The organism is Desulfuromusa kysingii (assembly GCF_900107645.1).
Lineage (GTDB): Bacteria > Desulfobacterota > Desulfuromonadia > Desulfuromonadales > Geopsychrobacteraceae > Desulfuromusa > Desulfuromusa kysingii.
In genome coordinates this window covers 51,046-65,581 of sequence record NZ_FNQN01000003.1, presented here as the reverse complement: position 1 = coordinate 65,581, position 14,536 = coordinate 51,046, and the positions used below count along the sequence as shown (strand labels likewise).

Below are 14,536 nucleotides of genomic sequence, written 5' to 3'. Positions count from 1 at the left end.
GTTTAATCGTTTCTCTCCTATACGTCTTCTAACTGGTCGTCGGTGAGCCCAAAGCGGCGCTTACGTTTTCGATAATCTTCCAAAGCGATGCGAAGATCAGCGGCGTCAAAATCAGGCCAAAGGACGTCGGTAAAATAGAATTCAGCATAGGCAGATTGCCATAGCAGAAAATTACTGAGTCTGATTTCACCGCTAGTTCGAATCAACAAGTCTGGCTCGGGAATATCCCCAGTGTCCAAAAAACCAGAGAAAGTTTTATTATCAAGCTTATTGATGTCAAGATCGCCATCAAGTGCACTTTGAGCAATCTTTTTGGCAGCGCGCATGATTTCGTCCCTCCCCCCATAGGACAGAGCCAGAATCAAAGTTAAATTGCGTCCCGTCGCGGTCTCCTTTTCAACATCAACCAAAGCCGATTGGACCGGCACAGATAGACGCGAAAGATCACCAATAACCCGCAAGCGAACTCCGTCATCGAGCATTCTCTGCCGCTGTGATGCCAGAAATTGCAACAGCAGGGACATCAGGGCATCAACCTCGTCACGAGGGCGACCCCAGTTTTCAGAGCTGAACGCAAACAAACTGAGAAAACGAATCCCTTGTAACACGCACTCATCGACAACCCGAACGACTGTCTCAACTCCCCGTTGATGACCGGCGACTCTGGGTTGGCCATGCTTCTGCGCCCAACGTCCGTTTCCATCCATGATAATGGCGAGATGGTCTAGGGGGGGATTATTTGTCATTACAGTCAATTTAGTGTCCATAAATTTCGAGATAAAGTCGACTTCCAATATTGAAATCCAGCTAAAAAAAATAACACGGCAGACATTGGAACAGCAAGACGTTGCTTTTTAAATAACGCAAAACGCATAAAAAAAGGGCGTTATCAAACGCCCTTTTTTATCATTCTGGATCGATTAAATCAGTCGACGATTGCATTCACCGGACAACTATCAACACAGGCACGACACTCTGTACACTCGTCAGTGATGGTATAGATATCACCAGACTCAACAATAGCACCCATAGGACAGGTGTCGACACAAGTACCGCAACCAATGCATTCTTCATTGATTTTCAGAGCCATTTTTTCTCCTTTAGGACGGTTCGTTACAACCGATCAGATCTCCATGACTTCCTGCTCTTTGTTCTGAACAATGGAGTCGACAGTATTAACAAACTCATCTGTAATCTGCTGAACATCCTTTTCACTGCGCTTAAGATCATCTTCAGTAATTTCTTTTTCTTTTTCCAACATCTTCAGATTTTCGTTCGCATCGCGGCGCGCATTACGCACCGATATCTTCGCATCTTCAGCCATCCGTTTAATAATTTTGACCATTTCCCGACGTCTTTCCTCGGTCAGGGCCGGTACCGGCAGGCGGATCAACACACCATCGGATGAAGGTGTCAAGCCAAGATCGGCCTTAAAGAGGGCCTTTTCTATCTCAGAAATCAGGTTTTTTTCCCACGGTTGAACGGTAATCATACGTGCCTCTGGGACCGAAAGTGTCGCCACTTGACTCAGAGGGGTTGGGACTCCGTAATACTCAACCTTAACGTCATCCAACAACGAAATACTTGCCCGGCCAGTACGAATCTTGGTCATATCTTTTTTTAAAGACTTTACCGCTTTATCCATTGCGGTTCGAGTCTCTTTCAAAATTTCCTTAACCATCTTCTTCACCTCCCATGACAATTGTCCCAATTTTGTCGCCAAGCACAACCTTCTTGATATTACCTCGATGAGTCATGTCAAAAATTATCATCGGCAGATCGTTATCCATACATAATGAAGTTGCTGTTGCATCCATAACCTGCAACCCTTTCTGCAGAACTTCTAAGTAAGTTAACGTTGGCAGCTTAACTGCATTCTTATCTTTCTTGGGATCGGCCGAATAGATACCATCGACCTTGGTTGCTTTAAGAATAACCTCAGCGTTAATTTCCATAGCCCGCAAACTAGCAGCGGTGTCAGTGGTAAAATAAGGGTTACCAGTCCCGGCACTGAAAATAACAACACGCCCTTTCTCCAAGTGACGCACTGCCCGACGACGAATATACGGCTCAGCGATCTGCTGCATATCAATGGCCGATTGAACCCGGGTGACAACCCCCTGTTTTTCCAGAGCGTCTTGCATCGCAAGGCTATTCATGACTGTTGCCAACATTCCCATATAATCAGCGCTGGCACGATCCATCCCCTTAGATGATGCGGCCAAGCCGCGGAAAATGTTTCCGCCACCAATCACAACAGCGATCTCGACACCCAGACCAATAACCTCTTTGATTTCAGAAGCAATGCCGCTAATAACATCAGGATCTATACCATAGCCCTGCTCACCAGCCAAAGCCTCGCCACTCAGCTTTAGTAGAATACGTCGATACTTTATCGTAGCCACAACAACTCCTGAAGATCGTAAGTATAGATTACTGTTTGCTCATCGCTGCAACCTCTGCAGCAAAATCATCCTCTTTCTTTTCAATCCCTTCACCAAGCTGATAACGAACATAACTGTTCAACTTGATTTCGCTCCCAAGCTCTTTACTTAAAGCCGCAACCAGCTTGCCAACTTTCTGGTCAGGATCCATGACAAACGCCTGCTCCATGAGGCAAACCTCACCAAAGTATTTGTTGATCTGACCGAGGATGATTTTTTCGACGATCTTCTCTGGCTTGCCACTATCAAGAGCTTTCACGCGCATAATTTCTTTTTCTTTGGCCACAACGTCAGCAGGGACACTATCACGGTCCAAATACTGTGGAGCCGCAGCAGCAACGTGCATGGCCAGTTTTTTCCCGAGGTCAACAACTTTTTCATCGGTTGATGCTGTTTGCAATTCCACCAGAACACCAATTTTACCGGCGCCATGAACGTAGGAAGTCACAATCCCCTGACCGGCGTCGGCACGTGCTAAGCGACGAATGCTCATGTTTTCACCGATGGTGGCAATCTGATGGGTCAATTCTTCGGCGACGGTGCGACCGGTGCCGGGATAGGCAGCAGCTTTAAGAGCCTCAACATCGGCAATATCAATCGCACGAACAATGTCACAAACATCAGCGACGAAGGTTTTAAATGCCACATTCTTAGCGACAAAATCTGTCTCCGCATTGACTTCAACGATAGCGCCGACAGATCCTTCTGCTGTGGCAACAACTGCCCCCTCAGAGGCAATCCGACCGGATTTCTTTGCGGCAGCCGAAAGCCCCTTTTTACGTAGAAAATCGACGGCTTCGTCCATATTTCCACCAGTCTCTGTCAGAGCTTTTTTACAATCCATCATCCCTGCTCCGGTTTTTTTACGTAACTCGGAGACCATTGCTGCTGTAATACTCACGTTCTTTCCTCCATATTTTGATAGACGGGAGATTTTCCCGCGACATTTTCCAATTAAACCAACGGCCGAGCCTGAGCCCGGCCGCAGGCCTGTCTATAGATATTAAAAACTAACTTTTTTATTCAGCTGCTGATTCTGAACTTTCAGCTACAGGTGCTTCAACAACTGGTGCTTCGGAAACAGTTTCTTTTTCCACAACAGGAGCGGGTGCTGCCTCAACAACGGGCTCATCCTTACCTTCTGCGGCGGACTGTTTCTTTTCCTTGCGTCGCTGATCGCCTTCAACACAAGCTTCCGCCATCTTCGAGGCGAACAACCGAATTGCGCGGATGGCATCGTCATTGCCGGGGATAATATAATCAATATTATCCGGATCACAGTTGGTATCAACAACAGCAACAACCGGAATTCCTAGTTTATTCGCTTCCTGAACGGCGATCGCCTCTTTTTTAGGATCAATAATAAAGATAGCACCTGGAAGTTTGCTCATATGCTTGATACCACCGAGGTTCTTTTCCAGTTTTTCGCGCTGGCGTTCAAGTTGCAAAGCTTCTTTTTTGGTATATTGTTCAATTGTACCGTCAGCAACCATTGCTTCTATTTTTTTCAACCGATCGATACTGGCTTTAATCGTGGTAAAGTTTGTCAACATTCCACCCAACCAGCGGTTATTCACAAAATACTGATCTGCGCCCAGAGACTCTTCTTTGATGGCATCTTGTGCTTGTTTTTTAGTACCAACAAAAAGGACTTTATCTCCCTTGGCAACGGTATCCTGAATAAATTGGTAGGCAGTTTTGAAATAACGTACGGTCTTTTGCAGGTCGACAATATAGATGCCATTACGTGCACCAAAGATGTACGGTTTCATCTTGGGGTTCCAACGTTTGGTCTGATGACCGAAGTGAACACCTGCTTCTAACATTTGCTTCATGGTGATTTGTGCCATTTTTTTCTCCTCAGTTTCTGGTTTGGTTCCTCCGCTCCAATCTTCTCCGGCAGGTCTCAATCGATGATCGAGAACCATCCTGTCCGCATCATGAAGCGTGTGAATTGATTAACTGCGGACATATACCACCATATTCCCCCAGCAGGCAAGTGAAAAGTTAGATCAAGAGATAAACAACTCACTAGAATACAACTGGTAATCCAGCTTGATACCAGTGACAACGTCTATCGTTGAAGAGGTTGTTACTGCCCCGCCAATCCCCACAATTAAACTCCCCAGTCAGCTTTTGCCGATTTCTGCACTCGATAGTGACAAAGGGAGTTTACAGGATCAAACCTGTCGTACTAACATGCAGCCCCATGTCAAATGCCCGCATTCATAAATATATTCTCACGGAAATCAGCATCCCGGCTTTTTTAAGCTTGTTGATCTTCACTTTCGTCCTGCTTATGGGGAAAATTCCCCGTCTGGCTGAACTCGTGATCAACAATGGGGTGCCCAGCGGCCAAATATTGCAGCTTTTCAGCTACCTGCTACCAACCTTTTTAAGTGTCACCATCCCTCTTTCTTTTTTACTCGGCATTCTCTTGGCATTTGGCCGTTTTTCTGCGGATAGTGAGTTCATCGCTCTTAAAGCATCGGGGGTCAGCTTATACAATATGGTCAAGCCGGTTTTTATTCTGGCAATACTGTTCAGCTTACTTACCGCTTGGATCACTATCAGCATAGAACCTGCCAGTAAAACTGCCTTTCGGAGTAAACTATTTCAAATAGCCTCCAGTAACGCCAGTGTCAGCGTCAAAGCAGGCGTCTTCAATGATGAATTCGATGGTCTTGTCCTCTATGCCCGTGGCGTTGATGAAAATCGTGGCATCATGCAGGATGTTTTTATTTCTGATGGCCGGGAAGATGAAACGCCAGCCATCATCACAGCGCAGCAAGGTCGCTTTATCTCTAACCCCAACCACTACAGCCTGATGCTACGATTGAATAATGGGAGCATCCATCGTCGACCGACGAAAGAGAAAAAATCAACCTATCAAGTCATCGGCTTCACCAGTTACGATATTAATCTGGATATTGGTAGCGAACTCGATAACAAGAAACGACGTCGGTCAAAGAGCGAACTTTCGTGGACAGAGTTAAATAATGCCATTGATCAGGCAAAGAATACCGCAAGTATTTCCAGCCTTCTGGTGGAAAAACACGAGCGGGTGGTTATCGCCTTTGCCCCCCTCGTCCTCGTCCTGATCGGTGTCCCCCTGGGATTGCAGTCTCAACGTTCAGGTAAGGGGGCGGGTTTTGCTCTGGCTCTGGTGGTTTTTCTGGTTTATTACGTGTTGTTGAGTTTTGCTGGGACCCTAGCGGACAAAGGGATCCTGCCCGCGGCGATCATCCTCTGGCTGCCAAACGTCTGTTTCTTACTCGGCGGCTCCTGTTTTTTACATAGTACCGCGACTGAAAAGCCTTTTCGACTTTTCAGTATCCCGCGACAACTGCTTCGCCAATTCAGGTCTCAAGCTAAAAAAGATGGTGGGGGTTCATGAAAATTCTCAACCGCTTCCTCATCCAACATTTCAGCCGGATCTTGATTCTCTGTGTGACAGCCTTTATCGGCATCTACTTGCTGATCGACTTCTTTGAAAAAGTTGATGACTTCATTGACCACAAAGCGGCCCTCAGTGATTATCTTGTCTATATCTCCAACAATATTCCGGTCATCTTTGCCCAGATTCTACCTTTGGCAATTTTAACAGCCATGGTTCTCACTCTCGGAGGTCTCAGTCGCACCAACGAGGTGACGGCCATGCGTGCCTGCGGAATCAGTTTATGGCGAATCGTCCAACCCTTAATGGGGCTAGTGCTAGTGCTTTCTTTTTTGCTCTTGCTGTTAAATGAATTTGCTATCCCATGGAACACGAAACAGCTCAACACTCTGCTAGAAGTGAAACTCAAGGGCAAAACACAAGTTCAATTAACCCGCAATGAGATCTGGTATCGGAGCAATAGTCGGATTATCAATATTGCCATTGCTCACCCTCAAGACCAGAAGCTCGAAGGGGTTGTTATCTTCACCTTCGATGAGCAGCAAAAAATTAAACAACGGCAGGATATCGATCAGGCTATTTTTATAAATGGAAGGTGGTTCGCGAGCAACCTGACAAACAGAAAATTTGATGCAAACTCGGGAGACATGTTAAACGTCGATCAACTAGAAAATGTTGCATTGGATCTTGATCGCACACCGGAAGATTTTTCTGGCCGGGAAAACATGAATAATGAGCTAAACTTCCGTCAGCTCCTCGCGGTGGCAAAAAAACTGGACCAGGAGGGCTATAACTCGACCCGGCAACGTGTCGACATGCATAATCGGATTGCAGCTCCCTTCACCTGCTTAATCATGGGATTCTTAGGAATTCCTTTTGCCTTACAACGAGGTCGCAACAGTAATCTCGCTCTCGGAATCGGGCTCAGTCTGGGGATTGGTGTGGTGTACTTTATTATCCAATCACTCGTCACCGCCTTCGGTTATTCTAACGCCCTCCCCCCGATCTTCGCGGCTTGGACTGCTAACTTCATTTTCCTGTTGTTGGGAATTTGGTTGTTGTTGAACGTCAAGGAATAGAACCACTACAAACAAAAAATCCCCGGCACAAGCCGGGGACTCCCTGTCTACAACGGCTACAACAAGTTTTCAATATCGATAAGTATCCGGTTTAAACGGGCCAGAAGTGGGCACCCCCAGATATTTAGACTGCTCATCAGTAAGAACCGTCAACTTGGCCCCTAACTTTTCCAGATGCAACCTTGCCACTTTTTCATCAAGAAGTTTCGGCAAAACATACACTTTGTTTTCATAATTTTCAGCATGATTAAACAACTCAATTTGCGCCATAACCTGATTAGTAAAAGAGTTAGACATGACAAAGCTCGGGTGACCTGTTGCGCAACCCAGATTGAGCAGACGCCCCTCAGCAAGGACAATAACTCCATGGCCATCTTCAAATATCCAACGGTCAACCTGAGGTTTAATATTTTCCCGCACAACAGATGAATCTCTTTCGACGGCCATCATCTCAATTTCATTATCAAAATGTCCAATATTGCCAACGATGGCGTTATGCTTCATCTGCCGCATATGCTCAAGGGTAATAACGTTCTTGTTGCCGGTCGTCGTCACATAGATGTCAGCATAATCAAGAACATCTTCAACCCGCTTGACCTCATACCCTTCCATCAGGGCCTGGAGGGCACAGATCGGGTCAATTTCGGTCACAATCACTCGCGCACCCTGTCCACGCAATGATTGACAGCACCCCTTACCAACATCGCCGTAACCACAAACAACAGAGACTTTGCCGGCAAGCATCACATCCGTCGCACGCATAATGCCATCAACTAAAGAGTGGCGACAGCCATAGACATTATCGAACTTTGACTTGGTCACCGCATCGTTAACATTCATGGCTGGAAATAACAAACTCCCCTCTTCAGCCATCTGGTACAGCCGGTGAACACCGGTGGTCGTCTCTTCCGTAACCCCCTTGATAGAAGCCGCGGTTTGAATCCATCTTCCTGGATTTTTGACAATAGATTGCCCCAATGCTTTCACTAACTCACACCAGTCTTCAGGATCATCATCTGCCAGCTCAGGGACACTCCCTTTTTCCCATTCACTGCCCTTGAGCACAAACATGGTCGCATCGCCACCATCATCAAGGATCATATTTGGATATTCGCCTTCGGGCCAGGTAAGTGCCTGTTCTGTACACCACCAGTACTCTGCAAGGGACTCTCCCTTCCAAGCATAAACGGGGACCCCTTGTGGCTCTGTAACCGTCCCTTTTGGCCCAACAGCCACTGCGGCCGCAGCATGGTCCTGGGTAGAAAAGATATTACACGAGCACCAGCGCACCTGCGCTCCCAATTCAATCAAAGTTTCGATCAAGACTGCAGTCTGGATTGTCATATGCAGGGAACCAGAAATCCGTGCACCTTTTAGCGGATATTGCCCCGCATACTCTTTACGCAAGGCCATTAAACCAGGCATTTCCTCCTGAGCAAGCAAAATTTCTTTGCGTCCCCATTCAGCAGCCGTTAGATCTTTCACTTTAAAATCACGAAAAGTAGACACTTAGTTCTCTCCTTTGAAAAATTTAAATCGACGAAAGTCCTTCTTATCACAATTCAATTGATTGGAACAAGCCAAGCAAAATCATAGCCGTGATAAAACACCAGAAAAGGTCTTTATTTAAGCCGCTCTTGTGCTATAAATATTTATGTTTCATGCCTATAAACTGTCCCGAAATGAAAACGGGGCGATAACTTTTCACAGTTGACAACGCAAGGGGTTACAGATGAGTGAAATCATTGATATCTACGCCCGTGAGATTTTAGACTCACGCGGCAATCCAACAGTCGAAGTTGAAGTTGCACTTGAATCCGGTGTTATCGGCCGAGCAGCTGTACCCAGTGGTGCTTCTACCGGAGAACGAGAAGCACTGGAACTCCGCGACGGCGATATGAGCCGCTATTTAGGCAAAGGGGTGTTAAAAGCGGTCGAACATGTCAACGAAGTTATTGCCGTAGATCTCGTTGGCTGGGAAGCCAGTGATCAGGTGGGCATTGATCGAAAATTGCTTCTGCTCGATGGAACCGATTTTAAAAGTAAGCTCGGTGCCAACGCCTTGCTGGGGGTCTCTTTGGCTTGTGCGAAAGCAGCCGCTGAAGATGCCGGTCTCCCTCTCTACCAATATATCGGTGGAGCTAATGCTAAAGAACTACCTGTGCCGATGATGAATATTCTTAACGGTGGAGAACACGCTGACAACAACGTTGACATCCAGGAATTCATGATTATGCCAGCGGGAGCAGAGAGCTTCAAAGAGGCGTTACGCATGGGAGCAGAGATTTTTCACGCCCTTAAAAAAGTCCTAAAAGATAAAGGGTACAACACTTCGGTTGGTGATGAAGGTGGCTTTGCCCCGAACCTGAAGAGCAACGAAGAAGCTCTGCAGGTAATTATGGAAGCTATTGCAGCAACGGGTTATAAAGCCGGTGAAGATATCTTCCTGGCTATAGATGTGGCCGCATCGGAAATCTACAACGATGGCATGTACAACTTTGCCAACGAAAAACAGCCTCTCAAAACCGCCGCAGAAACAGTCGCATTTTATGCTGATCTGGTTGATCGCTACCCGATCATTTCTATTGAAGATGGACACGCTGAAAATGATTGGGATGGCTGGAAGCTGATGACCGAAAAACTCGGTGATAAAATCCAAATTGTCGGTGATGACCTTTTTGTCACCAATACCAAGATTCTCAAACAGGGAATCGATAAGGGGATAGCCAACTCAATTCTGATTAAGGTTAATCAGATTGGCACCTTGACTGAGACGTTGGAAGCCATTGAGATGGCTAAGCGGGCGGGATATACCGCGGTCGTTTCCCACCGTTCAGGAGAAACTGAGGATACCACCATCGCTGATCTTGCAGTGGCAACCAATGCCGGACAGATAAAGACCGGATCTCTCTGCCGGACTGATCGGATTTGCAAATATAACCAGTTACTCAGAATTGAAGATGAGTTGGATGATACGGCCGTATTTAACGGCAGAGATGTTTTCTACAACTTGTAAATAAAGACTCTGGGGATGGAAGATACTTCCATCCCCAGACTAAACAACTTAAGCAAGGTACAACGTATAGCTGCTCCCCTGTTTTTCACGCCTTAACGTCCCACTATCAGCCATTTTTTTAATCATCTTCTGAAGCTGTTTTTTATCTGCATCGACAAACTGAGCATAGAGCTCTGTCTGGATAAGACCAGGACTTTTAGCCACAGCTGAGATGATTGCCTCTTCGACACTGTCTTGTCCTGACATGATTTTGGCTGAACTGTCTTGCTGGTCTAAATCTGCCATATCAGGAAAATCTTCAACGGGCTTTTCTGGCGCTTGAGCCACAGCAGTGTGCCCACCCTCAGCTTTCTGTTCAGCACGGATTTCCCGCTCTATCGTCATCAGTTTCTGATAAAAATAGAACCCGGCTCCTACAACCAACAACAGAACAATAAAACAGAACATTCAAACCTCCAGATCAATTAGTGTTTTCACTCTCTCGATCAAACCAACGTCCAAACCAACTACGGTGATCCTTTGCTGCTAAAACTTTCAAGTCTTTTGGCCCAAGCCAAACGCCACCACAGTCTGGGCACTGGTCCAGAGGGACCCCATGAAAAGTGATCGGCTCCAAAACAGTGCCACACTTAGGACAATGCCCCAAGCTGGCAGTGGCAATTGCCTCCTGTTTCATTTTTTCCAGAGCTTCCTTCTCTTTTTTATGGAAGAATTCATTTTCAAGTGCCTTTTTACGGTCATCCCACGCATTGTTCATACGAACACCTCCGGCCGGGACTCAATCCCAGTTACGACCTCAACAGAAAGGAATATCCATCATTCAACTATAAATCAATCGATATTGTCCAGCCCCATATGGAGCTCCTTTGCCAAAGTTGAAAAAACTTCCCAATTGTAAAACCCAAAGCAACTCTGAGACATCATCAGCGTCAACACTTAAGGTTCCCATTAAACCACCTAGGTTTTGCTCACTCGGCTCAGCATTAAGAGTTCGCCAATCTTTCCATTGTAGATTGTTCTCGATCTCTTTCACCTGCTTTGACAGAGAAATTAACTGGGAGGGAACAAAGGTCAATTCAACTCCGGCATGGCCAGCCATGAGCGAACTTATGCGCCGCAGCAAAAACGGAAAAATCTTGGCAAATCCAGCCCGGAATAATGGCCTCCCTTGATGTAACAATCTGAGTGGAGTGATGATTTCAAGCTGGACAGAACTATCTGGTGAACGCTGTTGCTCCAGCCACCACGACAAACGACAAACCGGAGGATTCAAAGGAGTTTTCTGTTTACCATTGAACCAGAGCATCGACTTCAAGCCGCTGCCATCCTCAGCCTCTACCCCCTCTAAAACATACTGTCCAGTCCCGTGCCAAAGCCCTTGTTTTCCTAGTTGCTGGAGGAGACCGATAAAGGGGTCAATCAGGTTGATCCCAGAGCCAATAAAAAGAACTGGCAGACAGATCCGCTGCTTGGGGGCAATTAATCCATATTGAGACGTATCAGGTGAAATAACCAGAGCCGGAGATGGTTTCTGGACCTGTCGTAACAAAACGGGATCATGGGGGAGAGGAGGATGAAAAAGCTGCTTCAGTTTCCGCGAGGAGTTATCTTCATCAATACTGATCAGACTTTTAAGTGCCTGTAATAATTCGCGTCGCAGTTGCAGTAACCCCAGAGCTGGCAAGTCAAAATAATCGCTGGGTTCCAGGTAGAAATATAACTTTACATATTCTACTTGTTGCAGCTCAAAGGGAAACGGGGCATAGTAGCTCACTTGAAACCTCCGATAAGATTGCACCCTGAGTGAGATTTTGTTATATCCTGATGATAAACATCCTAATGCAAGCAATAAGGGAGAACAACTGAATGTTTCAGTTTAAACTATTGAAAGAAGACCCACACAGCCGAGCTCGACGTGGTCGCTTGGAAACACCCCATGGGACCATTGAGACGCCGATCTTTATGCCTGTCGGAACGCATGGAGCGGTCAAAGCGATGACTCCGGCTCAAGTTGAAGAAACTGAAGCTCAAATCATCCTCTCAAACACCTACCACCTGCATTTGAAACCCGGCGAAGGTCTGGTAAAAAAAGCTGGTGGACTGCATAAATTCATGAACTGGAAAAGACCAATCCTCACTGATAGTGGTGGCTTTCAGGTCTTTTCTCTCCCCAAAAAACGGATCGGCGATGATGGGGTTCACTTTCGTCATGAACTTACCGGTGAGGAAATTTTTCTGGGGCCCAAAGAGGCGATGCAAATAGAGAATGATCTTGGGGCAGACATTATCATGGCTTTCGACGAATGTATCCCCTATCCCACCACGCATGACTATGCCGCAAAATCGGTTAAGAAAACCATTCGTTGGGCCGAAAGTTGTTTAAAACACCATGCCAGAGACGATCAGGCTCTTTTTGGTATTGTCCAAGGAGGGGTATATGAAGATTTACGCCGTGAGTGCGCTGAAACGCTGACAGCCATGAATTTTCCTGGTTATGCCATTGGTGGCGTCAGTGTCGGGGAAGGACTTGATCTTTTAAAGCAAGTCGTTGAATACACAGAGCCATTCATGCCTAAAAACAAGCCACGTTACCTGATGGGGGTTGGTCTTCCAGAAGACATCCTGGAATCAATTGAACGGGGTATGGACATGTTTGACTGTGTCATCCCGACCCGCTATGCCCGCAGCGCCACACTCTTCACCAAACGGGGCAAAATCAGATTAACTAATCGTAATTTCCGTCGCGATTTCTTCCCTGTTGATCCGTCATGCGATTGCTATTGTTGCCGTAATTTTACCCGCGCTTATCTGCATCATCTTTATAATGCCAATGAAATTCTTTCAGCAACTCTGGCCGCGATTCACAATGTTCGCTTCTATCTCAATATGGTTGCTGGGGCACGAGCCGCGATTGAGGCTGGTGATTACTTAAGATTTAAAGAGGATTTTCTGGGAGAATATTTACCCTCCAAAAAATAATCAGTTTAGCTCATCACAATATAAAAAAAGCGGTTTGACATTCATCAGACCGCTTTTTTTAAGATCGCCAATTAGCGCATCAATGCCGCCGCAATCCTTTTAAGCCATGGATTTTTTAATCGCCGCATCATCCAGTTCTCACCAATGGTTTTGTTCATAAAAGACATGCTGGGGAAAGAGTGTTGCAGCATCATAATATCAGCAAGACGTAGCTTCTTCTGAATTGCCAATCCCCACTCGTTAATCATCTCAGCAGAGCCTTCACCAACAACCGATGCACCATAAATTCTACCAGTCTTGCTGGCGAGTACCCGGACAGAGCCGGTCGTCACCTGTTCGGCGATTGCTGCCCCATAATCACTATATTTGGTTTCAAACAGATCATACTTAATGCCAGAAGCGATTAATTCAGATTCACGCATGCCGACACCAGAAACCTGTGGCTCGGTAAAAACAGTCCAGGGGACAACATATTTACGAAAATCTTTTTTAAACGGCCAAGGACGCATAATATTCATCAACGCAACCATCCCCTGATGCATTGCCGAATGGGAAAACAGATGATTGCTGTTACAATCTCCGAGGGCGTAAATATGTTTGATATTTGTTTCCAGATTCCCATTCACCGGAATCCCTCGAGGTGAATAATTGACTCCGGCATTCTCTAACTTTAAACCCTGCAGGGTCGGGGTTCGACCTGCTGCCACAAGGATCCGTTCCGCCTCAAGTGATTCTCCCTCTTTGGTTTTCAGAATCACCCGACCTTCTTTAACGAAAACCTCACTGATCATCCGGCTGTTGTAAACTTCAATCCCTTCTTTTTCAAAAACCTCTCCAAGAGCTTCACCAGCAAAATTATCTGCAAAGGGTAAAAGGTGCGGATCCATTTGCACGATCATTGTTTTGCATCCCAACCGTGAAAAGGCTTGCGCCATTTCTGAACCAATGGCCCCACCACCAACAATCAGCATACTTTCAGGAACTTTTTCCAGATTAAATAAATTCTCATTGGTCAGAACATTGTCAATACCGTCCAAACCTGGGATCAGAGGGAGAGCCGGCTTGGTTCCAGTGCAGATAAAAATCCGTTTTGCCGTAATTTTCCGATCTCCGACTGCAACAGTATGCGAATCGACAAAACTTGCCCCCCCCTGACCGACAATTTTATCAACCTTCTCAAACTTCACGGCGTATTTCTTGTTATTGATATAATCAAGTTTTTCCTGAATCCGGGGAAAAGGGTTGCTAACGCCTGGCAACGGCATTTCATCGATATCCATGGCAGTAAACTTGGTAACGGCATGTCGTGTCTTTGCCATTCTCAACAATGCCTTACTGGGAATGCAACCAACGTTCATACATTCGCCACCGAGCTTGTTTTTTTCAATAGCGCAGACTTTCAAACCCATTGCAGCACCCATTGCCGAGACTGCCATCCCTGCCGGTCCAACACCAATCGTAAGCATGTCGTAATCAAAAGTAGTCATAATAAAAATCCTCTATCCTCTAAAACTCAGTAAACAGCGCTTTTATTATATATTCACTATATATTATTTAAAGTGCGAACACATAGATACTGAATTGCTCTACCGTTGTCAACAATCTTCAGACAAAACACAGG

Annotated in this window: 14 protein-coding genes and 1 pseudogene; 4 read left to right on the top strand and 11 right to left on the bottom strand. The window is 46.1% G+C overall.

What is annotated here, in order from left to right; genetic code table 11:
• Positions 1-17 precede the first annotated feature (17 nt).
• The 6 genes and pseudogenes from uppS to rpsB all read right to left on the bottom strand — a co-directional run bounded on the left by uppS (position 18) and on the right by rpsB (position 4,294).
• Positions 18-746, bottom strand: a complete 729-nt coding sequence (uppS, locus tag BLU87_RS05615; protein WP_175498294.1) for a polyprenyl diphosphate synthase — start codon at positions 744-746, stop codon at positions 18-20.
• A 179-nt stretch (positions 747-925) separates the two neighbouring features.
• Positions 926-1,099: pseudogene (locus BLU87_RS05610) on the bottom strand (DUF362 domain-containing protein); the annotation flags it as partial.
• A 24-nt stretch (positions 1,100-1,123) separates the two neighbouring features.
• Positions 1,124-1,681 carry a ribosome recycling factor gene (gene frr / locus BLU87_RS05605; RefSeq protein WP_092345600.1) on the bottom strand — a complete coding sequence of 186 codons (558 nt, stop codon included), beginning with the start codon at positions 1,679-1,681 and terminating at the stop codon, positions 1,124-1,126.
• The gene (gene pyrH / locus BLU87_RS05600; protein ID WP_092345598.1) at positions 1,674-2,405 is read right to left on the bottom strand and encodes a UMP kinase; all 732 of its coding nucleotides are present in this window, start codon (positions 2,403-2,405) and stop codon (positions 1,674-1,676) included. Before pyrH ends, frr begins: the two co-directional genes overlap by 8 nt.
• Before the next feature lie 28 nt (positions 2,406-2,433).
• Positions 2,434-3,345, bottom strand: coding sequence for a translation elongation factor Ts (gene tsf, locus BLU87_RS05595; RefSeq protein ID WP_092345596.1), 912 nt, complete (start codon positions 3,343-3,345; stop codon positions 2,434-2,436).
• A gap of 118 nt (positions 3,346-3,463) precedes the next feature.
• The gene (gene rpsB, locus BLU87_RS05590) at positions 3,464-4,294 is read right to left on the bottom strand and encodes a 30S ribosomal protein S2 (RefSeq protein WP_092346245.1); all 831 of its coding nucleotides are present in this window, start codon (positions 4,292-4,294) and stop codon (positions 3,464-3,466) included.
• Between the two features lie 359 nt (positions 4,295-4,653).
• Here rpsB and lptF point away from each other — a divergent pair, with 359 nt between their 5' ends.
• Both lptF and lptG read left to right on the top strand, forming a co-directional pair.
• Positions 4,654-5,841 carry an LPS export ABC transporter permease LptF gene (gene lptF, locus BLU87_RS05585; protein WP_092345594.1) on the top strand — a complete coding sequence of 396 codons (1,188 nt, stop codon included), beginning with the start codon at positions 4,654-4,656 and terminating at the stop codon, positions 5,839-5,841.
• Positions 5,838-6,920, top strand: a complete 1,083-nt coding sequence (gene lptG, locus BLU87_RS05580) for an LPS export ABC transporter permease LptG (protein ID WP_092345592.1) — start codon at positions 5,838-5,840, stop codon at positions 6,918-6,920. Before lptF ends, lptG begins: the two co-directional genes overlap by 4 nt.
• A gap of 69 nt (positions 6,921-6,989) precedes the next feature.
• Here the strand turns inward: lptG and ahcY are convergent, their stop codons facing one another.
• Positions 6,990-8,429, bottom strand: a complete 1,440-nt coding sequence (gene ahcY, locus BLU87_RS05575; RefSeq protein ID WP_092345590.1) for an adenosylhomocysteinase — start codon at positions 8,427-8,429, stop codon at positions 6,990-6,992.
• A gap of 223 nt (positions 8,430-8,652) precedes the next feature.
• Between ahcY and eno the strand changes: the two genes are divergently transcribed.
• Positions 8,653-9,936 carry a phosphopyruvate hydratase gene (gene eno, locus BLU87_RS05570; protein ID WP_092345588.1) on the top strand — a complete coding sequence of 428 codons (1,284 nt, stop codon included), beginning with the start codon at positions 8,653-8,655 and terminating at the stop codon, positions 9,934-9,936.
• Positions 9,937-9,984: 48 nt separating this feature from the next.
• Here the strand turns inward: eno and BLU87_RS05565 are convergent, their stop codons facing one another.
• The 3 genes from BLU87_RS05565 to cas6 all read right to left on the bottom strand — a co-directional run bounded on the left by BLU87_RS05565 (position 9,985) and on the right by cas6 (position 11,710).
• Positions 9,985-10,383 carry a Rossmann-fold NAD(P)-binding domain-containing protein gene (locus tag BLU87_RS05565; protein ID WP_092345586.1) on the bottom strand — a complete coding sequence of 133 codons (399 nt, stop codon included), beginning with the start codon at positions 10,381-10,383 and terminating at the stop codon, positions 9,985-9,987.
• A gap of 13 nt (positions 10,384-10,396) precedes the next feature.
• Entirely contained in the window at positions 10,397-10,693 is a 297-nt protein-coding gene (locus BLU87_RS05560) for a TFIIB-type zinc ribbon-containing protein (protein ID WP_092345584.1), read from the bottom strand.
• 63 nt (positions 10,694-10,756) lie between these two features.
• Entirely contained in the window at positions 10,757-11,710 is a 954-nt protein-coding gene (gene cas6 / locus BLU87_RS05555; protein WP_092345582.1) for a CRISPR system precrRNA processing endoribonuclease RAMP protein Cas6, read from the bottom strand.
• Between the two features lie 92 nt (positions 11,711-11,802).
• On the opposite strand from cas6, the gene tgt reads away from it, so the two are divergent.
• Entirely contained in the window at positions 11,803-12,915 is a 1,113-nt protein-coding gene (gene tgt, locus BLU87_RS05550; RefSeq protein WP_092345580.1) for a tRNA guanosine(34) transglycosylase Tgt, read from the top strand.
• 71 nt (positions 12,916-12,986) lie between these two features.
• Here the strand turns inward: tgt and BLU87_RS05545 are convergent, their stop codons facing one another.
• A complete protein-coding gene (locus tag BLU87_RS05545; protein ID WP_092345578.1) occupies positions 12,987-14,402 on the bottom strand; it encodes a dihydrolipoyl dehydrogenase family protein in 1,416 nt (471 codons plus the stop codon).
• Positions 14,403-14,536 lie beyond the last annotated feature (134 nt).

Excerpts from the sequence above, each read along its gene's own strand:
- BLU87_RS05560 (WP_092345584.1), bottom strand. The coding sequence starts at position 10,693 with ATGAACAATGCGTGGGATGACCGTAAAAAGGCACTTGAAAATGAATTC.
- uppS (WP_175498294.1), bottom strand. The coding sequence starts at position 746 with ATGACAAATAATCCCCCCCTAGACCATCTCGCCATTATCATGGATGGA.
- eno (WP_092345588.1), top strand. The coding sequence starts at position 8,653 with ATGAGTGAAATCATTGATATCTACGCCCGTGAGATTTTAGACTCACGC.
- frr (WP_092345600.1), bottom strand. The coding sequence starts at position 1,681 with ATGGTTAAGGAAATTTTGAAAGAGACTCGAACCGCAATGGATAAAGCG.
- lptF (WP_092345594.1), top strand. The coding sequence starts at position 4,654 with ATGTCAAATGCCCGCATTCATAAATATATTCTCACGGAAATCAGCATC.
- rpsB (WP_092346245.1), bottom strand. The coding sequence starts at position 4,294 with ATGGCACAAATCACCATGAAGCAAATGTTAGAAGCAGGTGTTCACTTC.
- BLU87_RS05545 (WP_092345578.1), bottom strand. The coding sequence starts at position 14,402 with ATGACTACTTTTGATTACGACATGCTTACGATTGGTGTTGGACCGGCA.
- tgt (WP_092345580.1), top strand. The coding sequence starts at position 11,803 with ATGTTTCAGTTTAAACTATTGAAAGAAGACCCACACAGCCGAGCTCGA.
- BLU87_RS05565 (WP_092345586.1), bottom strand. The coding sequence starts at position 10,383 with ATGTTCTGTTTTATTGTTCTGTTGTTGGTTGTAGGAGCCGGGTTCTAT.
- lptG (WP_092345592.1), top strand. The coding sequence starts at position 5,838 with ATGAAAATTCTCAACCGCTTCCTCATCCAACATTTCAGCCGGATCTTG.